Genomic DNA, 24,364 nt, shown 5'->3' on the forward strand with positions numbered 1-24,364 from the left:
ATTGCACTCTCTTACGAAAGTGCAATTTTATATTTTATTATTTAATTGAATTAATGCTTCACTGAAGATACGTCTTCAGGCTTATGCTTATGTTTAAATAAAACCGCAAAGAATATAGCAAGAACCAATGAGTAGATTGCAAATGAAAGCCATATCTGATGCCAATCTTTTACCATAACAACAGAAGAAAGGCTACCGTCAGAGTTTACCACTGCATTAAAGCTATTTTTCAGAATTCCCAAGAACGTAGGGTTATCTGGAGTAGTTTCTAAATAGGTAGACAGATCTGTAGCTGTTGTAAATTTATGGGTAAAGAATTTATCGATAGCCCAACCTGCAATATAACTGCCAAAAACAGCTCCAAAACCATTGGTCATCATCATAAACAATCCTTGTGCTGATGAACGAATCTTCCTGTCTGTTGTAGTCTCTACGAAAAGTGATCCTGAGATATTAAAGAAATCGAAAGCCATTCCGTATACGATACATGAAAGGACAATTAAAGATAATCCAAATCCGTCCGGAACTCCATAGGCAAAGAATCCAAATCTTAATACCCATGCCAGCATAGACATTAGCATTACTTTTTTGATACCAAATTTTTTCAGGAAGAAAGGAATTGCTAAAATAAATAGCGTCTCTGAAACCTGAGAAATTGACATAATGATTGTAGACCTCTGTACTACGAATGAATCTGCATATTTCGGAAAGTGAGCAAATTCACTTAGGAATACATCTCCATAAGCATTCGTTAGCTGAAGTGCAGCTCCCAAAAGCATTGAAAACAAAAAGAACAATGCCATTTTATAGTCTCCAAAAAGCTTAAATGCATTTAATCCTAATTGCTCTGATAATGGTGAATTTTTATCGATTAATTTTTGAGGCGGACATTTCGGCAATGTAAGAGCATAAATTCCTAGAAATATAGCAACCGCTCCACCGATATAAAATTGTCCTTCCGTCGCTTTATTTCCACTAAGGTTGGTAATCCACATGGCTACAATAAAACCGATGGTTCCCCATACACGAATCGGTGGGAAATCTTTTACTACATCAAAATTATTATTCTTCAAAATCGTGTAAGAAATTGAATTAGCTAGGGCAATGGTAGGCATATAAAAACACATCGCAACAAGCATTACCGAGAAAAAAGAATTCGGGTCTGCAGAATGCGGCAATATGAAAAGTATAACCCCGTAAAGGATGTGTAGTACTGAAAAGATACGCTCGGCATTTATCCAACGGTCAGCGATAATTCCAGTAATGGTAGGCATAAATATGGAAGCAATTCCCATTGTTCCGAAAACAGCTCCAAACTGTGTTCCTTCCCAATGTTTTGTGCCAAACCAGAAGTTTGCCATCGTAATCAGCCATGCTCCCCAGACAAAAAACTGGAGAAAACTGAGGATGGTCAGTCGTAATTTTAAATTCATAGTCTATATAAAATATCTCTTTTTAGTCAATTTTCTTTTTCCTTCTCTTGATTTCCTCCTGGATTTCAAGAGCGGTATCATAATCTTCTTCTTTAACGGCATCATCCAATAATTTCTGAAGTTCTTCCATGGAAAGAGATGTTAAGGCATCTTCGGTTTGTACCGTTTCTGAGAAAGTCTGTTCTTCTTTCGAAACATCTTCCAATTCTAATAAAATCCCAGCCTCGTTTAGCACTTGCTGTGTTGTAAAAATTGGCGCATCAAATCTCACGGCCATAGCAACAGCATCTGAAGTTCTTGCATCAAGGATTAATTCTTCTTCGTTAACCTTATTTTTAAAGTTAATATTTGAAAAGAATACACCATCTACAATCTGGTAAATGATAACAGAAACCAGCTCATAATTGGTAGAAACTATAAATTTTGTGAATAAGTCATGGGTAAGGGGACGCGGTGGATGGATATCTTTTTCCAGTCCAAGAGAGATAGATTGGGCTTCGAAGTTTCCTATAACAACAGGTAATTTTATGTGTGTTTCTTCATGCTCCAGTAACAATGCGTACGCCCCTGATTGTGTCTGGCTGTACGATATTCCGCGAATAATTAGCTGTTTATAATCCATAGCTACAAATATAGATTAATTTTTTATTGTGATTTCACTTTTTTACACAAAAATAAAAGCCCGGAAAGCCGAGCTTTTATTGTATTGTATATGATTGTCAATGGTCAATCGTGAATTCTAATTCGCTGGTGAATTACTAAAATTTACAAGCAAAATGAATTGACTATTCACCATTTCTTATCTATCCTTTTATTGCTTTGATTTTCTCTGTTAATGCAGGAATAATCTGGAAAGCATCTCCTACTACTCCGTAATCTGCAGACTTGAAGAATGGTGCTTCAGCGTCGCTATTGATTACTACGATAGTTTTTGAAGAGTTTACTCCGGCAAGGTGCTGAATTGCTCCTGAAATCCCTACTGCAATGTAAAGATTCGGTGAAATAGCTTTACCTGTTTGCCCTACGTGCTCTGTGTGAGGTCTCCACCCGATGTCAGAAACAGGCTTAGAACATGCTGTAGCAGCTCCTAAAACGTTTGCTAAATCTTCAATCATTCCCCAGTTTTCAGGTCCTTTCATTCCTCTACCAGCAGAAACAACAACTTCTGCTTCTTTAAGGTCTAATTTACCTGAGCTTTGTTCGTGAGAAATCACTTTAGTATCTTCATTGGCTACTGATAAGTTCTTAACTTCTTCTGAACCTGATACTGCGTTTTCTTTAACTCCAAAAGCGTTCTGAGAAACAGTAATAATTACTCCGTTCCCTTCAGCTTTTGCATGCATGAATCCTTTTCCTGAGAATGCTCTTCTCTTTACCTGAAAAGGAGAAAGGCTTTCTGGAGCTTCCAAAACATTGGTAATTAAAGAATAGTTCTTCATAATTGCCAACATTGGTGCTACTGAAGAAGCATCTGTAGTGTGAGGGAAAACAATAATGTTTCCATCTGCTACTTCATTTACAGCTTGTGCAAATGCCTTAGCTGAAAAGTTTTTAAGACTTTCGTCCTTAATATTGATAACATTTGATGCTCCATATTTGTATAATAAATCTGAAGAATCGGTAGGGTTTACAGAGATCGCGGTAACAGTGTCACCAGCTTTATCTGCAACAGCTTTAGCATAAGAAACTGCTTCAAAAGCTGCTTTTTTGTAAACTCCATTTATATTTTCTGCGTATACGAATACTGCCATTTTCTTAAATTTAAAGATTAAAAAATTAAAGGATTAATGATTAGATCACTTTAGCTTCTTCGTGAAGTAGTCTTACCAATTCATCTAAATTGTCTGGAGAAACCATTTTCACAGCAGCTCTTGGAGGAACGCTATCATAAGATACTCCCTGAACTTTTACTTCAGATGAAGTAGGTTCTACTACCTGCAAAGGTTTTGTTCTTGCAGACATAATTCCTCTCATGTTTGGAATGATAAGGTCTTTTTCGTCTACCAATCCTTTTTGACCTGCAATAATTGCTGGCAATTTAACAGAAATAGTTTCTTTTCCTCCTTCGATTTCTCTAATTGCAGTAGCTTCGCTTCCGTTTACGTCTAATCCTACAGATGCATTTACGAAAGGTTGGTTTAGCAATTGAGCTACCATTCCCGGAACAGAACCTCCGTTATAATCGATTGATTCTTTACCGCAAAGGATAAGATCATATCCTCCGTTTTGAGCTACAGCAGCAATTTCTTTTGCCGTAGAATAGCTATCCTTTGGATCAAGGTTTACTCTTACTGCATCATTTGCACCGATTGCTAAAGCTTTTCTGATTACAGGTTCTGTAGCAGCATCTCCTACGTTGATTACTGTTACAGTTGCTCCCTGAGATTCCTGAAGTTTAACCGCTTTTGTTAACGCAAATTCATCTAGCGGGTTGATTACCCACTGAATTCCATTTTTGTCAAATGCAGATTTATCTGCTGTAAAGTTAATTTTGGAAGTAGTATCCGGAACACTACTAATACAAACTAATATTTTCATGTGTACTATTTTATTTTTTCTCTTTTATGCATAAAATCATGACAGTTTATGCAGAGATTTTGTTTCATTTAATTTTTGCTAATATAAATAAAAAATATATTATGCATGCATAATACTTACTAAATTATTATTCAATACATTAGATGTATTTACTACGCTGGTTTCGTTGCCCTAAACTCTATTTTACTAGGTAAAACCCTCGAATTCATCTTTAAAATATCTAATACCAGATTCCCCATATCTTCAGGCTGAATCTTCCAATTATCTTTTTCCGACGGAATATTTCCATTAAAATGGGTGGCTACTGATCCGGGCATAATCACTGTAGATTTGATATTATATTTTCTTAGATCAATCATAGCTGCCTGAGTAAAACCTACGACTCCAAATTTTGAAGCATTGTAGCCTGTACCGTTTTCAAAGAAGTTGGCTCCTGCTAAACTTGAAATAGTAATATAATAACCCTCTGTCTTTTTCAATTCTTCCACAGAGGCTTTTAAAGTATAGAAAACACCTGTAAGATTGGTTTCTATCATATCATTCCATTCTTCAGCAGACAACTCGTCTACAGGCTTAAATATTCCCAATCCGGCATTGGCTATCACATAATCCAGCCGTCCGAATTTTTCAGTAATATGTTTTACTGCTGTTTCTTCACTTTCCAGGCTTCGTACATCAGATACAATTCCTAGTACATTTTCTGAATACTTCTTTAGTTCTTCCTCGGCTTTCAGCACATCCTCACTTTTTCGTCCTGAAAATGCCACTGAGATTCCATTTTCGAGTAAGATTTTGGCGATTCCAAAACCGACCCCTTTTGTTCCTCCCGTGATATAAGCTGTTTTATTTTCTGACATTGTTCACAATTTATTTCTCTAAAATAACAAAAACGCTCCAATTGGAGCGTTTTACTGATACTAAGATTTATCAGGTATTATTTTTTGATGAATTTATCGGTAGTTTTACCGGCTTTCGTTTCAATATTAATGATATAGCTTCCTGCATTAAGGCTTCTTACATCAACTTTATTTTCAACAATGTTTACGTCCACTTTTCTTCCTCCCATATCAAATACTTCAACTTTGTTGATTTTTTCTCCACCTTTAATAGATAAGTAATCCGAAGTTGGATTTGGAGAAACTGTAAGGCTTTCTTTTTTAGCTGCTGTTTCAGAAGTCCCAAGATTTACTCTATTAACCAAGAACGTATCTAGTCCTATGATATCAGAGTTAAGTCCACTTGGCCCTCCATTAGTTACAAAATATCTAAAGCCAAACTTCACAGGAACAGGAACAGTTCCTACACCACTCATTACAAAACTATATTTTGTCCATGTTTTAGGATAAACAAACCCTCCTACTAAATTTGGATTAACTGAAACCCCAAGATTGGTAAAAGAACCTACATCTGTAGCCCCTGTAGAAGGAACCACTGTAGTTGCTGCAGTACTATAGCGCAATTCTAATCTATCTGGATAGTCCTGAGCCGCATCTGTTCCCTTTCTAGAATAGAAACTTACTTCATCGCCATCTTTTACATTAATAACTGGCGTAATTAACCAATTGCTAATATTCCCAGCCCCTGAAGTACTGTTAAAATTTACAATGGCAAAAGAGTTCGCACCTCCAGCCTGTCCTACAGGAAGGGTATTAACGTTTCCACTACCAAATATAGCAGCATCTAAAGGAAGAGTAAAACTTCCCGGACCCCACAAAACTGTAGTAGCAGGAGTACTTTGATTAGTTCTCGTCCAGTCTACAGGAAAAGCACCATCGAATCCATAGCTGAACACCGTTTGAGCATTTAAAGAGCATAGTCCTAAAAAGGCTCCCAATAGTAAAATTTTCTTCATGATAAATTATTTTTTAATTATTGTAAATATATAAAATCCCAACCATACAACCAAATAAACAATTAAAATTTCATAAAAAAAAGAAATAAATTGAATTATATATTTCAATTTAAAGGAAAACATACATACTCATCATATATAAAAAGCTCGACATCCAAAACATAAAATAAACACATATATCAATTTATATTAAAAATTTACATTTAAGCAAATGTTTTGCTTAATTTAAATTCATTTTTATAATCAATTGATTCTTCTATGTCAGAATTTAATCTTTCTATACTCATTATCAAACGAATAAAAGTGCTATACAAAAAAACGCTCCACATGAAGCGTTTCATTGTTATTAAAAGTGATGGTCATTATTTTTTAATAAATTTTTCGGTAAAGTTCCCTTTTTCTGTTTCTATATTTAATAAATACTCTCCAAATTGTAAATTTCTTACATCTACTTTACCATCATTTAATGTAACATCAATCTTTTTCCCAACCAGATCATAAACTTTAATATTTTTGATCTTATTTGAAGAATTGATGTGTATAAAGTCGACTACAGGGTTAGGATATAGTATTATTTCCTTTTTATTAAATCCTGTTTCTTTCACAGACATCACTGTTTCACTATTTATCTTAATATTATCAATATATGCTATCCCCAATCCATTATTATGAACAAATCGTAATTGATCAATATTAAAAGCAGAAACTGAAGCCCCTGTATAAACCAAGACGTCATTAAGGTAATATCTAATATCCGTAAGTGTTCCCACTACCTTGATTCTATACCAGGTATTGGGGCTCCAAATTACCGAGGTAGCTATCAGCCCCGGAACACCTGAAACGGAATTTAAAATCTTCATCTTTCCTGCTTTATCAAAATCCATTCTTACAACATATTTTTCTTCAAGGCTATTCATCGCCTGAAATCCGAAAACAGATCCATTAATCTGGGACATATTGATATCAAATGAAACTGAAAAATTGGTAAAATCCAGTGGTGTTGGCAAGTTATAAAAACCACCAATAATAGGCTCCGATTGCACTCCGAAAGTAGCTTCCCTAACGATTTTCAGGGAATTGTTACCATGCGTTGCATTATCTACACTGATGGTTTGGTGGGTTACATTTTCAGGAACTCCTCCTGTTGGAGTACTGATCCATGCTCCTTGACCGTGAATATTTCCGTTTATAAACCCTTCATTGTTTTCAAAGGAAATAGTTTGCGCAAAGGAAAGCACTGTAAACAAGGCAAATGCGATTGAGTAATAAGTTTTCATATGGTTTCAAGTTTGGAATAAAAATAAGAACTTTCCACATAAAGTGAAATATCTTTAATGAAATAATAACTAAAGCTTTTAATTTCAATGAATTTAATTTTAAATCCCCATTAAAAACACTATTTAAACCACATGATACCATTCGAAATAAAGCAAAAAATGAGGTGCTTCTTTACAGAAACACCTCATTTTATATAGTCTAAGAATTTAATTACTTTGAATAATTTTCAAAGAACAATGGGATACTCTCAATTCCTTTATAGAAATTAAATAACCCATAATGTTCGTTTGGAGAGTGGATCGCATCAGAATCCAAACCAAAGCCCATCAATACAGACTTAGCTCCTAAAACCTTTTCAAACATAGAGGTGATCGGAATACTTCCTCCACTTCTGTATGGCAATACTTCTTTACCAAATGCAGTTTCCATAGCTTGCTTAGCAGCCAAGAATTCTTTGGTATCGCTTTGTAGAACATAAGGCATACCTCCGTGGTGAGGAGTTACTTTTACTTTTACTGTATCTGGTGCAATTTTCTCGAAATACTTTGTAAACTTCTCTGTAATTTCTTCCGGAGTCTGATAAGGAACCAGACGCATTGAGATCTTTGCAAAAGCCTTTGATGGAATAACCGTTTTAGCTCCTTCTCCTGTATAACCACCCCAGATACCATTACAGTCTAAAGTAGGACGAATTGAAGCTCTTTCCAGTGTTGTATACCCTTTTTCTCCTTCTACTCCACTTAATCCGATTGATTTTTTGAATTCTTCAGGATTATCCTTCAGTTTATTCATTTCAGCTCTGTCAGAATCTGATACAACTTCTACATTATCATAGAACCCGTCAATAGTAATATGCCCGTTTTCATCAATAAGATTAGCAATCATTCTGGAAAGTACATGAATCGGGTTTGGAACTGCTCCACCATAAAGCCCTGAATGAAGGTCTCTGTTTGGTCCTTCCACCTCTACTTCTACATAGCTTAATCCTCTTAAACCAGTAGTAACAGTAGGCTGCTCGTTGCTGTAGATATGAGTATCAGAGATTAGAATACAATCACAAGATAATTTCTCTTTATTTTCATTCACAAAGTCTCCTAAGCTTACAGAACCTACTTCTTCTTCACCTTCTAAGATAAACTTAACGTTACAAGGAAGTGTATTGGTTTTCATCATAGCTTCAAAAGCCTTCACATGCATAAAGAACTGTCCTTTATCATCTGCGGAACCTCTTGCAAAGATGGCACCCTCTGGATGAAGCTCAGTTTTTTCAATATAAGGTTCAAAAGGAGGTTTTCTCCATAACTCCAATGGGTCTGCCGGCTGCACATCATAGTGCCCGTATACCAATACTGTTGGTAGGTTTGTATCTATAATTTTTTCTCCAAAAACAATAGGATATCCTTTTGTTTCGCATACTTCAACATTATCAGCTCCTGCATTTCTAAGGTGTTCTGCACATACATCTGCACACTTCAATACGTCATTTTTATAAGCCGGATCTGCAGAAATGGAAGGAATTCTCAATAACTCAAATAATTCATCCACGAAACGCTGCTTGTTTTCGTTAATGTAATTTAATGTCTCTTGCATTGTAAAAATTTGTTTGGTTAAAATTAAAAAAAAAGCCCCGCAGGACCAAGCAAAAACAGAGGATTTTCTGAACAATTAGATTATTTCCTTGTAATTTACCTATGAACCAATTTTTTTAAATAAAAATGCCCTGTAAAGAAACAGGGCAATTGTATATGGTATACTTATAATTAGTGTTTAGCTTCTGGAGCCTTTTCTGTAGTTTCAGCAGGCTTTGCAGCAGCAGTACTATCTTTTTTAGGAGCCGCAGCTTCAGGCTTTGCAGCCTCTTCTTTGTGTTCAGCAGCAGCTTCATGTCCGTGAGCTTTCCCTTCTCCCTGTACATCATCAGAATATCTTTCTACTCCTTCTTCTAGTTTCAGAGTGTTTTTATTTCCCCCAGCAGGTATTTTTTTACAGCTTACAGCTACCGTTGCAATCGCTAAACATATAATTAATTTTCTCATGCTTAAATTTTAGATTGCCCAAAATTAAGAAATCCTGCTTTTTTCGGCAACATTTTTATACTGATTTTAAAATTATTTTCCCTTTTTTGGATTGTGTAAAAATAAGGTAGTCATTTCCGCCGTCTTTTAACCCATATTTCTTCTTGATTTCTTCAGGCTTTAGAGGGTAGTTTTTTGAAATAATATTAAAGTGGCCTTTCTTTTTAATATTCTTAGAATCAATAGCTTCCATTTCAAAAATACGTCCTGGAAATTCTTCTTTTTTTTCAGAAGATGTATAAAGGTGAGTATTGGGATGAAGTTTTTTCAATCCAAATTTTTCTGATATTAAATTAAAGATTCCGGCCTTTAAAATGGAATTGTTTGGGATATAAATGAATTTTTCAGGTTCGGAATACTCTGATTTGGCATTTTCCTCTTCCCCAAAAGTGAAGCTAAAAGCAGATTCACCACTTTCTAGGTTCACACAATTGCAAATAATATCTTTCTTATTTTCTTTGGATAAAAAGATCACAACTTCTTTTACATCATTTTTCAGGGCAATACAATCAATCCTGAAAATATTGGATAAGGCTGAGACAAGATATTTCAGATCAATTAACGGCGAAAGTTTAATGATAACCTGATCTGATATTGATAATAACTTTTCATGAATCTCAAGGATATTCGGAGAAAGATCCTCTAAAAGAAAGACTTTATTTTTATTTTGGTCCCTGCGTGCCGGATCTAAATAAATAGTATCAAAACTTTCTTGATTTTCATTTAAAAAGTCCTCTAATTTCTGATTAATAAATCTTGCTTGCTTTCCTAATGTATTCCAATTGTGCTCTACAATCTCTAAAAGCTCTGTATTTTGCTCTATTAAAGTAATATCATCAAAATTTTGAGACAGGTAATAAGCGTCTATTCCAAAACCACTTGTGAGATCTATGAACTTTTTTCCTTTTAAAATTTCAGATTTATAAAAAGCTGTCTTTTCAGATGATGACTGCTCTAAACTAAGCTGTGGAGGGAAAATAATTCCATCTTTTAATAAAAAAGGAAACTTTTTCTCTGCAACCTGCTTTCCTTTGATTTGCTGTACGATTTCTTGTATGGAAACCTCCGGAAATGGTGATTTTTTCAATAATAATGAGTGCAGATCTGTCTTTAGATTTGCGTTGATATAATTTTGAACGTCTTTGTTTAATAGTTTGTTTCCCACAGATTTGTTCCAGATTGTAAATAATAATATGAATACTTCGATTCCGCTTAGCATGGCATCTCTAATACTAATTGTTTTATTCTTACAATTAATTTGTAAGAATGTCATGCTGAATGGAATCGAAGCATCATTATATTAAAGTTTTCTCTTATAAAAAATATAGTCAGTCAATACAGGGGTTATCCCATTCTGTTTGAGCAAAGAATTGATTTGCCCTCTGTGATAGGTAGAGTGATTCACTGCATGAAAAAGTATTTCAAAAATACTGTTCTCAAATTTCGTTCCTCTTGAATTCTGATATTCTATTCTCTTTTCGAGATCAAGATTGGTGATAATATCAATACTTTTAAGAAAATTCTCGTGATTAATTTCTACCAGAGATTCAAAGGGATTAATCTGCCAGACTTCAAAGGTTACCTCCCTCAATATCCGGGCATTCCAGATCTGTTGTGCATTAAGCGTATGATTAATTAGACTGATCGTTTTATCATCTACGATTTCTCTATTTTCAGAGACCGCTTTAATCATCTCAACATTGAAATGATAGGTATATTCAAATAAATCTATCAGTTTTTCTTTCATTACTAAAAACTATAAGCTTGTATCTTTATGCAATGTCAATACATTTGGAGACGTGGGATCAATATCTTTCGGTTTTTTATTTTCAAAATCAAAGAACAATAGAAATTCATCCTCGTTAACAAATTTAATAAGTCCACTTAAAAATTTACTTTCTTCAAGTTTATTATTGAAATCATAGTAGGTTGCTATTAAGCTAAATGTAACAACTTTTTTTGAAAAATCAGTAGTATATTTTACATGTGCTACTTTGCCTTTATTGGGTCCGTCAGAAATTATATGATTTCTACCATCAATATTCAATCCATTAAGTTCTACTTTTACATAACCATCGGAAAAAAATGTAAATGAACCATAGCTACCAGCATCTGTTCCAATCCATTTCCCATATAAATCTTTCTCAGTTTGAGAAAAGCATAATCCAAAACACAATAAAAGGCAAATTAGAAATTTTTTTTTCATAGTGTATAATGAATGTCTTACTCAAACATTTCAGCCCAACGAACCGCCTTTATTTCTTTTTCGTTGTAAAGTTCTTCAATTGACTTTTTAATGTCTAATTTGGGGTATAAATTAACTCCAATCAGCTTTATCTTGCCCTCTTCGATCCATTGTTGTTCCTGAATAGCATGTTCATAAATCTTTTTCTGAACAATTCCTTGTTTTAAAAGTTCAAGATATCCGCCTGCATCTTCCATTTCCACAAATAAAGCCCAAGATTTATCTGCTATTTGCTGAGTCGTGTCTTCAACATAATAACTTCCGTTGGATGCATCTTCAAATACATTGATGATACTTTCATAAGCCAAAACAATCTGTTGTTTGAAAGAAATTTCTTCAGAATTATCTGTACTTCTGCTTACAAGATAATTGTTGGTATACACTGCATCTGCCCCACCAATCATGGCTGCAGCAAGCTCTAAAGTAGATCGAATCAGGTTATTTTCATTGTCGGAAATAGCCTTATTTCTAAAGGAAGTTTCAGCGAAGATATAAGGAACTTCATCCAGATTGTATTCCTTGGAAAGCTGGTTAAAAACCATTTTAAAGGCTCTCAACTTTGCCATTTCGAAGAAGTAGTTACCTCCTACAGCTATTTTGAAGATAAGTTTGTTCAAAATTTCCGGGCCATATGCTTCTATCAGTTCTTTAGTTTTTGCCAAAGCAATACCAAGTTGTTGATAGATGGCAGCTCCTGCATTTTGATGTAAGGAAATATCTACACAAATACTTCTTTTAAATCCTTTTGCCAGTAATTCTTTCGCTAACTGATCATCAATACTTCCCTCTTTTTCATTAAAAACATCGATAAGGGAGAAATACTGATCTTCTTCTCTGGGGCTAATATGTCCTGCAAGATCTTTATTATTGACAAAAAATGTCTTCTCATCGAGATTTTCTACGTTCTGATCCAGCATAAATGCAAATACTTCGTCTTCCAGACTTTCATGGTATTTAGCCACCAAATGGGTACTTTCTTCAACTTTCGGCAAGTTTGCCAAAGGCTTCTGAACGTCTGTGTAAAAAGGCCTTACCTCTATTCTTTCCAGATTTTCCTTTTCTAAAATAGGGTAAATATCCTCTGTTTTAAGTTGCTTTTTTACTAAATTTTCCCAAGTTGGAAGTGTAGCTGTATCTGACATTAGTTTTATTTAATTTATGAATCGATAATAGTGAATTTCGCTTTGTAAATAAAGTGAAATTCACTATTGCCGCATTCTATTCAATTGTATTATTTTTTCGCGACTTTTGTACTGTCTACCACCAAAATAAAGATTTCTTCATTCGGTTTTTTCATAAAATAATTTTCTCTTGCGTATTTTTCCTTTTCTGACTTGTTGTTCATCAGTTTTTTATAAAAAGCATCATTTTTTGCGTATTCTTTTTTATAATACTCCAATTGCTCTTCATACTTATGAATCTCACCATTCAGTTCATTAATTACAAGAAATGAGGTTTTGTCAAAGAAAACCATCCATACCAAAAACAGACAGATCGTAATGGTATACTTATTCAGGATGTAGGTCTGGATAAGTTTAAACGTTTCAGATTTCGGCTGAATGTCTTTGATAAGTTTGTTTTCTTCCATTTTTTTAATGTTTTCTCAACGAGTTTTTAATAACAGTGGTTAAAAAATCAATCGCTACGGAATTCTGTTTCATATTAGGGATAATAAGATCGGCATCATTTTTAGATGGCTCGATGAATTCCTGGTGCATTGGTTTCAAGGTGGTCTGATAACGGTGTAATACTTCACTCAGATCTCTTCCTCTTTCTTGGGTATCTCTTCTGATACGCCTGATTAGCCTTTCGTCTGAATCTGCATGAACAAATACTTTCAGATCAAATTCTTTCAGTAATTCTTTGTTGGTAAGAACCAAGATTCCTTCTACCACCAATACGTTTTTAGGTTCTACAGTCACATGATCTCCTGTTCTGGAATGCGTTACAAAGCTGTAAATAGGCTGTTCAATAGGCTCATTATTTTTTAAAGCTTTAACGTGTTTTATCAGTAATTCAAAATCGATGGACTTCGGATGGTCATAGTTTAGGGCCTCTCTTTCCGTCAAGGTTAGATTTTGATTGTCGTGATAATAATTATCCTGAGAAAGGATATTCATTCCTTCAATATCAAGCTGCTGAAGTATTTTATCAACAACTGTAGTTTTGCCAGATCCTGTACCTCCGGCAATTCCTATTACAAGCATTATTTTTTTGTTTCTTTATAGTTGGTACAAATATACTATTTTAGATAAAATATGGCAATGTAAGACTATTGAGAAATTAAAAGATTAAATAATTAAAATGTTGAAAAATTTTTCGAAGTGGCTATTATCCTTTATTATCTAGTGTTATTACTCAAGTTTCACCTGCGAATTCAATAAAAAAATCCGACAATAAATTGTCGGATTTTATTTTATACTATTTCGCTTGTTAATTCGCGTGAAATTAATTTTTCGTGCATAGGCTTCAAAACATCTAATGAGCCTGTTTTTACGGTGCATTTGCCTTTATAATGAACAAGCATTGTACATTGCTCTGCCTGTTCCATGGTGTGCTTGCATATATCTATTAAAGAATCAATCACATAATCAAATGTGTGGATATCATCATTATGCAACACTAATTTATAGACATCATCCGTATCATCCAATACAAGGACTTCTTCTTCATATTGACGTTTCGGGTTTTCGTAGTCTTTTATGGTATTATAAAAATTCATTCTAAGTTATTTTAAACTTCGCCAATTTTATCTGCTAAATTATCAATGGCATTGGGCTCCTGATACACCAATTCTACAAGTTCAACACTCTTATTGTTCATCTTCAATATTTTGAAATGATAGTTATCAAGATCAAACTCCTGATTTTCTTCAGGAATCTCTTCTAATGCGTGAAGAATGAATCCTGCTAATGAGTTGTACTCACTTTCTTCTGAAAGAGCAAGTTTTTTAGGCAAGAATTCATTAATCTCGTCCAAAGGTTGCGTAGCTTGTACCCAATAGGTATCATCAGCTATTTTGTCTACTATTTTTTCTTCGTCATCTTCTTCATCCTGAATTTCTCCTACAAGTTCCTCAAGAATATCTTCTAATGTAATAATTCCTTCAGTTCCACCGAATTCGTCGATAACAATAGCGATATGTTGTTTTTTAAGCTGGAACGTTTTCAATAAGTCTGAAACTTTTTTACTTTCCACCACAAAAAAGGCATCACGCATCAAATCTCTAAGATCCTCATGATCCAGATCTCCTTTTCTTTTCACAAATTCCCTGATAATTTCCTTGGTATAGAAAATACCGATTATATTATCAATAGAATCAAGATATACCGGAATACGGGAATAGCCGCTATCCATTATTGTATTGATAATATCATTAACGTCTTCTTCAAAATCGATTGACGTAATATTCTGTCTGGGAACCATGATCTGCTTGGCAGAATGATCTGTAAAATCAAATGCATTCTTGATGATCTCATAGTTTTCTTCTTCAATCTCACCACTGTCTGCACTTTGTTTTACCAAAAGCTGAAGTTCTTCAGTAGAGTGAATTTCCTGCTCTGATGCGGGATGAATCTTTACCAATCTCAAAAATGTATTGGACATTGAATTCATCAACCAAATAAATGGTTTAAAAACAGTATAAAAAACCCTCAATGGAACTGCTGTTGCCATTGTAGTTGCTTCCGACTTTCTAATCGCAATTGACTTTGGAATAAGCTCACCAAATACAATGTGCATAATGGTAATTAATACAAAACTAGTTACCACTGAAATGGTGGTAATGGTAGTTTGGGTTAAATCTACATTTAAAGAGTGAAAAATGTTTTCAACAATATGATGCAGGGCACTCTCTCCTACCCAACCCAGGGCAAGGGATGCCAACGTAATTCCTAATTGTGTAGCGGAAAGATATTCATCCAAATGTTTGATGATATGTTCTGCCTGCTTTGCCATAGAATCTCCTTCTGCGGCTTTTAATTGAATTTGTGAGTAACGAACTTTAACAATTGAAAATTCTGCGGCTACGAAAAAGCCATTTAGTAATACAAGAAATAAGGCCAGCAAAAGCCTGACTATGTCCGAGTCCATTTAGAAGTTGTATAATTTTATTAGGTACAAAGATATGCAAAATATAAATAACCTGGGATAAGTTATTTTAATGTCCTGTTTTTCACCCTAAAAAATGACGCTGTGAGATGCTTCTATTTTAGATTTAAAAAAATAATCGGACACCGTATTCATTTTCTATATAAAGAGTGGGTTTTTGAATAGCAAATGAGGGTTTTCACCTTTATCTCACAAAAAAAGCATCGATAATATCGATGCTTTTGATAGTATGTTAAAATAATTCTTACGAATTTTTCAAAGCTTCTGCTCCGGAAACAATTTCCAAGATTTCGTTGGTAATTGCAGCCTGTCTTGCTTTGTTATAGAAGATCTTAAGATCATTTCTAAGAGCTTCGGCATTATCTGTTGCTTTATGCATTGCCGTCATTCTCGCTCCATGTTCAGATGCTACTGAGTCTAAGATTGCTTTGAAAACCTGAGTTTTGATAGACTTTGGAATTAAATTATCCAAGATCTCTGCTCTGTTAGGTTCAAAGATATAATCTGTTTCTACTTGTGGCTCTGTTTGTTCAGGCATTGAGATTGGAAGAAGCTGTTCTGTAGTTACTTCCTGAGTGGCAGCATTCACGAATTTGTTATAAATAACATAAACTTCGTCAAATTTACCTTCCTTGAAGCTTGTCATTACACCTTCTGCAACATTAGCAACTACATCAAAGTTCAGGTTATCATAAACAGAACTTGCATTAGCATATACTGAACGGTTTCTTCTTACAGCATCATATATTTTTTTACCTACAGGAAGAACTTCAATCTCATACTGAGAATTGTTCTGAAACTGATGGTTAAGTTCTTTTACGATAGAAGAGTTAAAAGCTCCCGCAAGACCTCTGTTTGAAGTAACAGCGATGAAAAGTATTCTTTTAACCTCTCTTTTCTGAGCATATACAGAAACCTGGTCAGGATCAGAGCTAGAATTCACATTCTGGATAAGTTCCTGTAATTTTTCAGAATAAGGTCTTAACATTACAATTGCGTCCTGTGCTTTTTTAAGTTTCGCAGCGGAAACCATCTTCATAGCACGGGTAATCTGCATCGTAGATGAAATTGACGTAATTCTGCCTCGTATTTCTTTTAAGTTTGCCATTAATTTGGGTTCAAAGTTTAAGGTCTAAAGTTTAAGGCTTAAAACTTTATATTTTAAACCTTAAACATTGAATTTTTTTAGTTGTATTTAGAAGCTAAATCGTTAGCTGCCTGCTTAAGAACGCTTGTAATATCGTTATCGATTTTCCCAGCCTTAATTGCAGCCATTGTATCTGGGTGCTTAGATCTTAGGAATTCGATATATTCGTGTTGGAATTCTTTAATTTTTTTGATAGGAACGTTTCTCATTAAGTTTTCTGTTCCAGCATATACGATTGCTACCTGACTGTCTACAGGAAGCGGAGCATTTACCGGCTGCTTAAGGATTTCTACGTTTCTTTCTCCTTTAGAGATTACAGCTAAAGTAGAAGCATCAAGGTCAGAACCAAACTTAGCAAATGCTTCAAGTTCTTTATATTGAGCCTGGTCTAATTTTAGTGTACCAGAAACTTTTTTCATTGATTTGATCTGAGCATTACCTCCTACTCTCGATACAGAGATACCAACGTTAATTGCTGGACGAACTCCTGAGTTGAATAGATCAGACTCCAAGAAGATCTGTCCGTCTGTAATAGAGATTACGTTTGTAGGGATATACGCAGAAACGTCACCAGCCTGAGTTTCGATAATTGGAAGTGCAGTTAATGAACCACCACCTTTTACGATTGGCTTAAGAGACTCTGGTAAGTCATTCATCTGGCTAGCGATATTGTCATCAGCGATAACTTTCGCAGCTCTTTCCAATAGTCTTGAGTGAAGATAGAAAACGTCTCCAGGGTAAGCTTCACGGCCCGGTGGTCTTCTTAATAGTAGAGAAAGCTCACGGTAAGCAACTGCTTGTTTAGATAAATCATCATAAACAATCAAAGCTGGTCTACCAGTGTCTCTGAAGAACTCCCCAATAGAAGCACCTGCCATTGCAGAATATACCTGCATAGGAACTGGATCTGATGCGTTAGCCGCAACAATTACAGTATATGCTAAAGCTCCTTTATCAGAAAGGGTTTTAACGATTTGTGCTACTGTAGAAGCTTTTTGACCAATCGCAACATATATACAATATACAGGTTTCCCTGCATCAAAAAATTCTCTTTGGTTGATGATCGTATCGATCGCAACAGTAGTTTTACCTGTCTGTCTGTCACCAATGATAAGCTCTCTCTGTCCTCTTCCTACAGGAATCATCGCATCAATTGCAACGATACCAGACTGTAAAGGCTCAGTTACGGGTTGTCTGTAGATAACCCCAGGAGCTTTTCTTTCTAATGGCATTTCGTATAAATCTCCTGTGATAGGACCTTTACCATCGATAGGGTTACCAAGGGTATCTACTACTCTTCCTAACATACCTTCTCCTACTTTGATAGAAGAGATTCTGTTTGTTCTTCTTACTGTATCCCCTTCTTTTACTAATTTACTTTCACCTAGTAAAGCAACACCTACGTTGTCTTCTTCAAGGTTAAGTACAATACCTTCTACATCACTAGAAAATTTCACCAACTCTCCGTATTGTACGTTTTCTAACCCGTATACACGAGCAATACCATCACCGATGGTTAAAACTGTACCTACTTCCTCAACGTTTGATTGAGTATCGAAGTTGGCCAATTGCTGTTTTAAGATCGCAGATACTTCTGCCGGATTTATTTCTGCCATTGTATGGTTGTTTTTCTTAATTTAATTGAAAATCTTTTTTAACTTGGTTCAATTTTGTCTTCACAGACGCATCTACCTGCTGATCACCTACTCTTAGGATGTATCCTCCTAAAATATCCTGGTTGATATTTACTTTCAAATCAAAACTTGAATTAGCATTTACCAAGTCTGTAGATCTTAGGATCTGATCAATATTCTCTTTGGAAAGAGGTGTTGCTGTAGTAAGTGTTACTCTTTGTACACCGTTGATATCTTCAACTTTGTTTATGAATTCCTGAGCGATATTTTTTAATTGGTTTTCACGTCCGTGCTTAATAACCAATGTGATCAAATTCTGGGAAGATGTTGAGAAACCTTTGAAAATTTCGTTTGCTACCTCTATTTTCTTTTTTGCATCAATGTAAGGCGTAAGGAAGAATTTGTTCAAATCTTTAGATTCAATCATGATCTTCACTACATCTTTCATTTCAGAAAATACGGCAGCTGTTTGACCTGATTCATTAGTGAAATCAAGTAAACCCTGTGCGTATCTTTTCGCTACTTTAGATGTAAGCATTCTTAGTTAAGGTTAGATTTGTTGATATAATTTTGAACTAATTCATTTTGAGCTTCAGTGTTATCTAGCTTTTGCTTCAAGATAGATTCTGCAATGTTTACAGATAAAGCACCGATCTGATTTTTGATGTCTGCCATTGCAGCATTTTTCTCAGCATTGATAGTTTGCTTAGCAGCTTCGATTAATTTATCTCCTTCAGCTTTAGCAGCGTCTTTAGCTTCACCTACGATTCTGTCTTTAATTTCTCTAGCTTCTTTAAGGATAGAATCTCTTTCAATTTTAGCTTCACGAATGATTCTTTCGTTGTCAGCTTTAAGATCTTCCATTTCTTTTTTAGCCAATTTAGCTTGGTTTAATGCATCAACGATAGAAGTTTCTCTTTCATTAACAGCACTAACAATTGGTTTCCAAGCGAATTTAGCTAGAAGAAACAATAGGATAACAAAAGTAAGGGTCATCCAAAATAAAAGTCCAATTCCAGGTTCAATAATTCCCATATCTGTAAATTCTTTTTTTAAGTGTTATTTATGGATTGTTTTTTAAAATTCTTAGCAGCAGCCAACCGCTTTACTGCTAAGAATGTTTTTTGAGGATAGATTACTTGATGAAAGCACCAAAGATGATCGCGATAAGACCAGCACCTTCAATAAGACCAGCAGCAATAAGCATTGCTCCTTGAATCTTACCAGCTTGTTCTGGTTGTCTAGCGATAGCGTCCATTGCGTGACCACCGATTTTACCGATACCTAGACCTACACCTAGTACTGCTAAACCGATACCTACGTAAATTAATCCTGCTCCTGTTGATAAATCCATGATAAATAAATTATATTAGTTAAAAAATTATTTTAATTTTAATTAGTGAGCGTGTTCTTCGTGACCGTGCTCATGGTCGTGTTCTGCAACTGCAATACCGATAAATAATGCGGATAATACAGTGAAGATATATGCCTGCAATGCAGCAACCAATAATTCCAATACAGAAACAAATAATGCTAATGGAACTGACGCAAACCCTAAGAATGGAGATTTGAAAATGAAGATCAATGAAATGATCGCCAAGATCATAATGTGTCCTGCTGTAATGTTAGCAAAAAGTCGCATCATTAAAGCGAAAGGCTTTGTAAAGATTCCGATAATCTCGATTGGAACCATGATTGGGTACAATAAGATTGGAACCGGCGGCATAAAGATGTGTTTCCAGTAATCTTTATTCGCACTGAATAATGTAATTAATAATGTAATGATACCTAATACAGCTGTGATAGCAATGTTACCGGTAAGGTTAGCTCCCCCAGGGAAGAACGGCACCAATCCGAAAAGGTTATTGAACCAGATAAAGAAGAAAGCCGTTAATAAATAAGGCATATATCTTTTATACTTTACTGACCCGATGTTTGGGATAGCCACTTCATCTCTGATGAATACAATTACAGGTTCCATTAATTTTCCAATCCCTTTTGGAAGTTGTGACTTCTTGTAATTTCTAGCCATTCCTATAAACACTACTGCCATAAAAATCACTGACAAGAACATTGAAGCTGCATTTTTTGTTATTGAAAGATCAAAAAACACTTCGTTTGATTTTTGCTTCCCACTGATGATTGAAAATAAAGTTGCTTTTTCAACACCTTTAGTAGAAACTACTTGTCCGTGCTCTAAAGTATACCCATCATGTTCGTGTCCGTGAGCAATACTGCTTGAAAGAAAAGTATGCCATCCTTCATTATCTTTAATGATAACTGGCAAAGGGATAGAAACGTGATGTTCTTCACCACTATCATCTTTTGTAGTCCATAAATGCCATTCATTTGAATCACCAATGTGCTCCATGATCATCTTGGTCGCATTGAAGCTATCCTGTGCCTCTTTGTTCTCTACTTTTTCAGCTAATTTTTCTCCTTCAGATTCGTGTTGCGCAGAAGCTAAACCACTAATAAACACAAATAAAAATGCGAAAAATAATGAAGAAATTTTTCTGTTCATATCTCTTTTTTAATCGTGTGCAAATATATCGATTTTATTAAACTTTACCAATATTAAAAATTGATTTTTATCATCAAAAAATTCAAGACTTATTAATGAGTTTTATTATAGGTAAATAAATGAGGAATGATGCCACTACAAAGCAGATCACTATAAAGAGAAAATTAGACTTGGTCTTTTCTATAATTAATAAGGAAACAGCCAGCCAAATAATATCTTTAGCGATATTCACAACAAGAAACTTCATTCCCGCATCAGCCTTACCAAAGAAATACTTTTTAAATATCATATATACTATTATATTAAAAAATACTGCTAATAATATAATAATGAAACAATCTAGAAAATTCATGCTGCAAAAATAAGATTATAATTTTTTAAACAAAACAAATCTAAAGTTCTTCTATATTATATAAATAAGGAATAAGGAACAAAAACCACAGACAAAGTAAAATAACAGACTAAGACACCATTATAAACTATAAAAGTACCCCGCTCCCACCTTTTTTCTTCCTGTCTTTCTCTAAATCTTACCCCAATCCTTATAATATTAAGTCTATAATACTCTGGTTTCTTAAAAATTCCTTATTTTTGCAAACCTATAATTTACAATAAATATGTTTAATAGTTTACAGGATAAATTAGACAAGGCATTACATAATATTTCCGGACGTGGAAAAATTACCGAAATCAATGTAGCGGAAACCGTAAAGGAAATCCGTAGAGCATTGGTGGATGCCGACGTTAACTATAAAGTAGCAAAGGATCTTACTAAAAGAGTTCAGGATAAAGCATTAGGAGAAAACGTTCTTACATCGCTTACTCCAGGACAATTGATGACGAAAATTGTTCATGATGAACTAGTAGATCTAATGGGAGGTTCTCACGAAGGAATTAATCTTTCAGGAAAACCATCTGTGATCCTTATTGCAGGTCTTCAAGGTTCCGGTAAGACCACTTTCTCCGGAAAACTTGCTCATTATTTACAAACAAAAAGAAATAAAAAGCCCTTATTGGTAGCTTGTGACGTTTATCGTCCTGCAGCAATTGACCAGCTTAAGATATTAGGAGGACAGATTAATGTTCCTGTTTATACAGAAGATGGAGCTACTAACCCTTCTACCATTGCTGAAAATGCGATCAACTTCGCAAAAGCCAACAATCATGATGTCGTAATTGTGGATACTGCTGGTCGTTTAGCAATTGATGAGCAGATGATGAACGAGATCAAGTCGGTGCATTACTTCATCAAGCCACAGGAAACACTTTTCGTAGTAGATTCCATGACAGGTCAGGATGCCGTGAACACTGCTAAGGCGTTCAACGATGCTCTGAACTTCGACGGGGTTGTTCTTACCAAATTAGATGGTGATACCAGAGGGGGTGCTGCATTAACAATCCGTTCTGTTGTTGAAAAACCAATCAAATTTATATCTACAGGAGAAAAAATGGAAGCTCTGGATCTTTTTTACCCAGAAAGGATGGCAGACAGAATCCTGGGAATGGGAGACGTTGTTTCCTTAGTAGAAAGAGCACAGGAGCAGTTTGATGAAGAAGAAGCTAAGAAACTTCACAAAAAAATTGCTAAAAATGAGTTTGGTTTTGACGACTTCCTTAAGCAGATCAACCAAATCAAGAAAATGGGTAACATGAAAGACCTTATGGGAATGATTCCTGGGGTTGGAAAAGCAATTAAGGATGTAGAGATCAGTGATGATGCATTTAAACATATTGAAGCAATCATCTACTCTATGACTCCTGATGAGAGAAGAAGACCATCCATTATCAATACTCAGAGAAAGAATAGAATTGCAAAAGGGGCAGGAAGAAAGATTGAAGATGTAAATCAACTGATGAAGCAATTTGAGCAAATGGGTAAAATGATGAAGATGATGCAAGGACCTCAAGGAAAGCAAATGATGCAGATGATGAGCAAAATGCCAAACATGCCTGGAATGGGTGGAATGTTCGGGAAATAATTTAAAACGAATTATATTTTCATAAAAAAACTCTCAGAAATTCTGAGAGTTTTTTGTTTTTATCTAAGCCAGGTTATTTAAACTTATATCCTACTCCAACCTGAAGGAAGTTCATTTTCAGCTTTTCACCATCTACAGGATTCTTAATCATATTGGTAAGACCGAAGCTATAACGGGCATCCAAAAATAAACCTTTATAAACAGTATAATCTGCCCCAAGAAACAAACCGAACTCTGTAGATTTAAGATTGTCATCAAAAGTTTTTTCAAGGTATTTTTCCCCTTCATTTAAAGCAGTCTGATTAGAAGCAGCTCCACTAACTTCCATCTTAACTTTTGTATTGGTCCTAAAGCTCACATACGGACCAGCATAAAGCCCCAATTCTGGTGTTGCATAATATCTCGCCGATACAGGGATTACAAGTCTGTTAAAGTTAAGTTTTTCTGTTACTGTAACACCATAAGCGCTCACAACAGCCTTTCCTCCCAGATTTGCATATTCTAATTCTCCCTGTAATGCAAACTTATTATTGAATTTATGCTCAACCAATCCTCCAACATAAAAGCCGGATTTTGATTCCATACTAGCTTTGACACCTCCAACTTCAAAGCTATCATCATTAGAATTTAATGTTGATAAAGCATAACCTGCTTTTACACCAAATTTTGTTTGTGCATTTAATCCTGCAAATAAAGCAATTGCAGATGCTAATAAGATTTTTTTCATGATTATTAATTATTTTTTTATATGTAAAAAAAGCCCCAAGAAAATCTTAGGGCTCTATTTTATAAATGTTTTGTTAATTACTTAGCAAATACATATTTAACTCCGAAAGTTACAGAAGATAAATTCAATCCGAATTTATAGTCGTTTACTCTCTTAGCTCCGTCAACATTTAATTTGTTTGTGTTGTAACCAAACTCACCAAAAGTAGCTTCAATAGACCAGTTTTTGTTTAAGAAATAATCTAAACCTGGCTTAATGTTAACTCCGATTGAAGTGTAGTTAGATTTATCAGAAGTAGAGCTTGTAGTTGTAGTAGAACCAGTAGTAACTGTAGATTCTTTTTCAGACTTGAACTGACCGAATTCCATAGGAACTTCTAATTGACCGAAGATGTATAATTTATCACCTAAAGTCCAGTATTTTCTTACGAAAGGAGCTACAACGAATGCAGAAGTTGTATTTTTGTTTTCGTTAACAAAGCTTGAACCTGCTAAAGCACCATCTGTAGTTACAGTAGTCTTATCGTTTTTGTAACCTACACCTAAACCTACTGCTAAGTTAGTGTTTACGAAATAACCTACTGTAGGAAGAACTTTGAAGCTTTCAACTTTAGTATCGTTATTGTTATTTTCGTTCTGAGAATACCCTAATTGTCCTGAAACATATGTAGTACCTTTAGCAATCTGAGCATTTGATAAACCGAAAAGTGCAACAGCACCCGCTAATAATATTTTTTTCATTTTAAAAAATTTTAATACTTTCTGGAGGCAAATTTACAGTGGTCCCCACTAATATTAAAATTTGTTAATGTGATTAATATCA

The 24,364-nt window shown here is 34.7% G+C and carries 27 protein-coding genes; 1 reads left to right on the top strand and 26 read right to left on the bottom strand.

The genetic code is table 11. From position 1 onward, the window contains the following. Positions 1–50: 50 nt before the first annotated feature. The 24 genes from C1638_RS01350 to C1638_RS01465 all read right to left on the bottom strand — a co-directional run bounded on the left by C1638_RS01350 (position 51) and on the right by C1638_RS01465 (position 21,125). A complete protein-coding gene (locus C1638_RS01350) occupies positions 51–1,433 on the bottom strand; it encodes a nucleoside permease (protein WP_109617507.1) in 1,383 nt (460 codons plus the stop codon). Positions 1,434–1,455: 22 nt separating this feature from the next. Further along, positions 1,456–2,055: a bifunctional nuclease family protein gene (locus tag C1638_RS01355; RefSeq protein WP_109617509.1), complete on the bottom strand. Its 600-nt coding sequence runs from the start codon at positions 2,053–2,055 to the stop codon at positions 1,456–1,458. A gap of 181 nt (positions 2,056–2,236) precedes the next feature. Beyond that, positions 2,237–3,184: an electron transfer flavoprotein subunit alpha/FixB family protein gene (locus tag C1638_RS01360; RefSeq protein ID WP_109617511.1), complete on the bottom strand. Its 948-nt coding sequence runs from the start codon at positions 3,182–3,184 to the stop codon at positions 2,237–2,239. A 40-nt stretch (positions 3,185–3,224) separates the two neighbouring features. Next, entirely contained in the window at positions 3,225–3,971 is a 747-nt protein-coding gene (locus tag C1638_RS01365; RefSeq protein ID WP_047494853.1) for an electron transfer flavoprotein subunit beta/FixA family protein, read from the bottom strand. Positions 3,972–4,123: 152 nt separating this feature from the next. Beyond that, entirely contained in the window at positions 4,124–4,828 is a 705-nt protein-coding gene (locus tag C1638_RS01370) for an SDR family oxidoreductase (protein WP_109617512.1), read from the bottom strand. A 77-nt stretch (positions 4,829–4,905) separates the two neighbouring features. Continuing rightward, on the bottom strand, positions 4,906–5,823 hold the full coding sequence (locus C1638_RS01375) for a T9SS-dependent choice-of-anchor J family protein (RefSeq protein WP_109617514.1): 918 nt from the start codon (positions 5,821–5,823) through the stop codon (positions 4,906–4,908). 362 nt (positions 5,824–6,185) lie between these two features. Further along, positions 6,186–7,100: a T9SS type A sorting domain-containing protein gene (locus C1638_RS01380; RefSeq protein WP_109617516.1), complete on the bottom strand. Its 915-nt coding sequence runs from the start codon at positions 7,098–7,100 to the stop codon at positions 6,186–6,188. A gap of 211 nt (positions 7,101–7,311) precedes the next feature. Continuing rightward, positions 7,312–8,691, bottom strand: coding sequence for a dipeptidase (locus C1638_RS01385; protein WP_109617518.1), 1,380 nt, complete (start codon positions 8,689–8,691; stop codon positions 7,312–7,314). A gap of 170 nt (positions 8,692–8,861) precedes the next feature. Beyond that, on the bottom strand, positions 8,862–9,137 hold the full coding sequence (locus C1638_RS01390; RefSeq protein WP_109617520.1) for a hypothetical protein: 276 nt from the start codon (positions 9,135–9,137) through the stop codon (positions 8,862–8,864). 55 nt (positions 9,138–9,192) lie between these two features. Continuing rightward, entirely contained in the window at positions 9,193–10,395 is a 1,203-nt protein-coding gene (locus tag C1638_RS01395) for a class I SAM-dependent methyltransferase (protein ID WP_109617522.1), read from the bottom strand. Positions 10,396–10,476: 81 nt separating this feature from the next. Further along, the gene (locus C1638_RS01400; protein ID WP_109617524.1) at positions 10,477–10,923 is read right to left on the bottom strand and encodes a DinB family protein; all 447 of its coding nucleotides are present in this window, start codon (positions 10,921–10,923) and stop codon (positions 10,477–10,479) included. Between the two features lie 9 nt (positions 10,924–10,932). After that, entirely contained in the window at positions 10,933–11,382 is a 450-nt protein-coding gene (locus tag C1638_RS01405; protein ID WP_109617526.1) for a hypothetical protein, read from the bottom strand. Positions 11,383–11,399: 17 nt separating this feature from the next. Next, entirely contained in the window at positions 11,400–12,563 is a 1,164-nt protein-coding gene (locus tag C1638_RS01410; protein ID WP_109617528.1) for a methylmalonyl-CoA mutase family protein, read from the bottom strand. An 89-nt stretch (positions 12,564–12,652) separates the two neighbouring features. Then, entirely contained in the window at positions 12,653–13,009 is a 357-nt protein-coding gene (locus C1638_RS01415) for an FtsB family cell division protein (protein WP_109617531.1), read from the bottom strand. 4 nt (positions 13,010–13,013) lie between these two features. Then, positions 13,014–13,628 (bottom strand): uridine kinase, encoded by a 615-nt coding sequence (gene udk, locus C1638_RS01420; RefSeq protein ID WP_109617533.1) that lies wholly within the window; start codon positions 13,626–13,628, stop codon positions 13,014–13,016. Positions 13,629–13,837: 209 nt separating this feature from the next. Next, positions 13,838–14,143: an ATP-dependent Clp protease adaptor ClpS gene (locus tag C1638_RS01425; protein WP_109617534.1), complete on the bottom strand. Its 306-nt coding sequence runs from the start codon at positions 14,141–14,143 to the stop codon at positions 13,838–13,840. Between the two features lie 11 nt (positions 14,144–14,154). Beyond that, positions 14,155–15,513 carry a hemolysin family protein gene (locus C1638_RS01430; RefSeq protein WP_109617537.1) on the bottom strand — a complete coding sequence of 453 codons (1,359 nt, stop codon included), beginning with the start codon at positions 15,511–15,513 and terminating at the stop codon, positions 14,155–14,157. Between the two features lie 262 nt (positions 15,514–15,775). Continuing rightward, complete coding sequence (gene atpG / locus C1638_RS01435) at positions 15,776–16,639, bottom strand: ATP synthase F1 subunit gamma (RefSeq protein ID WP_109617538.1); 864 nt, start codon at positions 16,637–16,639, stop codon at positions 15,776–15,778. A 77-nt stretch (positions 16,640–16,716) separates the two neighbouring features. After that, entirely contained in the window at positions 16,717–18,294 is a 1,578-nt protein-coding gene (gene atpA, locus C1638_RS01440) for a F0F1 ATP synthase subunit alpha (RefSeq protein ID WP_109617540.1), read from the bottom strand. 16 nt (positions 18,295–18,310) lie between these two features. Further along, entirely contained in the window at positions 18,311–18,850 is a 540-nt protein-coding gene (gene atpH, locus C1638_RS01445) for an ATP synthase F1 subunit delta (protein ID WP_109617543.1), read from the bottom strand. 2 nt (positions 18,851–18,852) lie between these two features. Then, complete coding sequence (locus C1638_RS01450) at positions 18,853–19,347, bottom strand: F0F1 ATP synthase subunit B (RefSeq protein WP_076351695.1); 495 nt, start codon at positions 19,345–19,347, stop codon at positions 18,853–18,855. 100 nt (positions 19,348–19,447) lie between these two features. Next, the gene (locus C1638_RS01455) at positions 19,448–19,666 is read right to left on the bottom strand and encodes an ATP synthase F0 subunit C (RefSeq protein WP_007844726.1); all 219 of its coding nucleotides are present in this window, start codon (positions 19,664–19,666) and stop codon (positions 19,448–19,450) included. Positions 19,667–19,708: 42 nt separating this feature from the next. After that, positions 19,709–20,836 (bottom strand): F0F1 ATP synthase subunit A, encoded by a 1,128-nt coding sequence (gene atpB, locus C1638_RS01460; protein ID WP_109617545.1) that lies wholly within the window; start codon positions 20,834–20,836, stop codon positions 19,709–19,711. Positions 20,837–20,918: 82 nt separating this feature from the next. After that, complete coding sequence (locus C1638_RS01465; protein WP_123838305.1) at positions 20,919–21,125, bottom strand: hypothetical protein; 207 nt, start codon at positions 21,123–21,125, stop codon at positions 20,919–20,921. Between the two features lie 328 nt (positions 21,126–21,453). Between C1638_RS01465 and ffh the strand changes: the two genes are divergently transcribed. After that, a complete protein-coding gene (ffh, locus tag C1638_RS01470) occupies positions 21,454–22,815 on the top strand; it encodes a signal recognition particle protein (protein WP_109617548.1) in 1,362 nt (453 codons plus the stop codon). Positions 22,816–22,888: 73 nt separating this feature from the next. On the opposite strand, the gene C1638_RS01475 is transcribed toward ffh, so the two are convergent. After that, positions 22,889–23,542, bottom strand: a complete 654-nt coding sequence (locus C1638_RS01475; protein ID WP_109617549.1) for a porin family protein — start codon at positions 23,540–23,542, stop codon at positions 22,889–22,891. A 77-nt stretch (positions 23,543–23,619) separates the two neighbouring features. After that, complete coding sequence (locus C1638_RS01480) at positions 23,620–24,282, bottom strand: outer membrane beta-barrel protein (protein WP_109617552.1); 663 nt, start codon at positions 24,280–24,282, stop codon at positions 23,620–23,622. Positions 24,283–24,364 lie beyond the last annotated feature (82 nt).

Origin of the sequence: Chryseobacterium oncorhynchi (genome assembly GCF_002899895.1) — a bacterium.
Classification (GTDB): domain Bacteria; phylum Bacteroidota; class Bacteroidia; order Flavobacteriales; family Weeksellaceae; genus Chryseobacterium; species Chryseobacterium oncorhynchi.

Excerpts from the sequence above, each read along its gene's own strand:
- C1638_RS01350 (WP_109617507.1), bottom strand. The coding sequence starts at position 1,433 with ATGAATTTAAAATTACGACTGACCATCCTCAGTTTTCTCCAGTTTTTT.
- C1638_RS01355 (WP_109617509.1), bottom strand. The coding sequence starts at position 2,055 with ATGGATTATAAACAGCTAATTATTCGCGGAATATCGTACAGCCAGACA.
- C1638_RS01360 (WP_109617511.1), bottom strand. The coding sequence starts at position 3,184 with ATGGCAGTATTCGTATACGCAGAAAATATAAATGGAGTTTACAAAAAA.
- C1638_RS01365 (WP_047494853.1), bottom strand. The coding sequence starts at position 3,971 with ATGAAAATATTAGTTTGTATTAGTAGTGTTCCGGATACTACTTCCAAA.
- C1638_RS01370 (WP_109617512.1), bottom strand. The coding sequence starts at position 4,828 with ATGTCAGAAAATAAAACAGCTTATATCACGGGAGGAACAAAAGGGGTC.
- C1638_RS01375 (WP_109617514.1), bottom strand. The coding sequence starts at position 5,823 with ATGAAGAAAATTTTACTATTGGGAGCCTTTTTAGGACTATGCTCTTTA.
- C1638_RS01380 (WP_109617516.1), bottom strand. The coding sequence starts at position 7,100 with ATGAAAACTTATTACTCAATCGCATTTGCCTTGTTTACAGTGCTTTCC.
- C1638_RS01385 (WP_109617518.1), bottom strand. The coding sequence starts at position 8,691 with ATGCAAGAGACATTAAATTACATTAACGAAAACAAGCAGCGTTTCGTG.
- C1638_RS01390 (WP_109617520.1), bottom strand. The coding sequence starts at position 9,137 with ATGAGAAAATTAATTATATGTTTAGCGATTGCAACGGTAGCTGTAAGC.
- C1638_RS01395 (WP_109617522.1), bottom strand. The coding sequence starts at position 10,395 with ATGCTAAGCGGAATCGAAGTATTCATATTATTATTTACAATCTGGAAC.
- C1638_RS01400 (WP_109617524.1), bottom strand. The coding sequence starts at position 10,923 with ATGAAAGAAAAACTGATAGATTTATTTGAATATACCTATCATTTCAAT.
- C1638_RS01405 (WP_109617526.1), bottom strand. The coding sequence starts at position 11,382 with ATGAAAAAAAAATTTCTAATTTGCCTTTTATTGTGTTTTGGATTATGC.
- C1638_RS01410 (WP_109617528.1), bottom strand. The coding sequence starts at position 12,563 with ATGTCAGATACAGCTACACTTCCAACTTGGGAAAATTTAGTAAAAAAG.
- C1638_RS01415 (WP_109617531.1), bottom strand. The coding sequence starts at position 13,009 with ATGGAAGAAAACAAACTTATCAAAGACATTCAGCCGAAATCTGAAACG.
- udk (WP_109617533.1), bottom strand. The coding sequence starts at position 13,628 with ATGCTTGTAATAGGAATTGCCGGAGGTACAGGATCTGGCAAAACTACA.
- C1638_RS01425 (WP_109617534.1), bottom strand. The coding sequence starts at position 14,143 with ATGAATTTTTATAATACCATAAAAGACTACGAAAACCCGAAACGTCAA.
- C1638_RS01430 (WP_109617537.1), bottom strand. The coding sequence starts at position 15,513 with ATGGACTCGGACATAGTCAGGCTTTTGCTGGCCTTATTTCTTGTATTA.
- atpG (WP_109617538.1), bottom strand. The coding sequence starts at position 16,639 with ATGGCAAACTTAAAAGAAATACGAGGCAGAATTACGTCAATTTCATCT.
- atpA (WP_109617540.1), bottom strand. The coding sequence starts at position 18,294 with ATGGCAGAAATAAATCCGGCAGAAGTATCTGCGATCTTAAAACAGCAA.
- atpH (WP_109617543.1), bottom strand. The coding sequence starts at position 18,850 with ATGCTTACATCTAAAGTAGCGAAAAGATACGCACAGGGTTTACTTGAT.
- C1638_RS01450 (WP_076351695.1), bottom strand. The coding sequence starts at position 19,347 with ATGGGAATTATTGAACCTGGAATTGGACTTTTATTTTGGATGACCCTT.
- C1638_RS01455 (WP_007844726.1), bottom strand. The coding sequence starts at position 19,666 with ATGGATTTATCAACAGGAGCAGGATTAATTTACGTAGGTATCGGTTTA.
- atpB (WP_109617545.1), bottom strand. The coding sequence starts at position 20,836 with ATGAACAGAAAAATTTCTTCATTATTTTTCGCATTTTTATTTGTGTTT.
- C1638_RS01465 (WP_123838305.1), bottom strand. The coding sequence starts at position 21,125 with ATGATATTTAAAAAGTATTTCTTTGGTAAGGCTGATGCGGGAATGAAG.
- ffh (WP_109617548.1), top strand. The coding sequence starts at position 21,454 with ATGTTTAATAGTTTACAGGATAAATTAGACAAGGCATTACATAATATT.
- C1638_RS01475 (WP_109617549.1), bottom strand. The coding sequence starts at position 23,542 with ATGAAAAAAATCTTATTAGCATCTGCAATTGCTTTATTTGCAGGATTA.
- C1638_RS01480 (WP_109617552.1), bottom strand. The coding sequence starts at position 24,282 with ATGAAAAAAATATTATTAGCGGGTGCTGTTGCACTTTTCGGTTTATCA.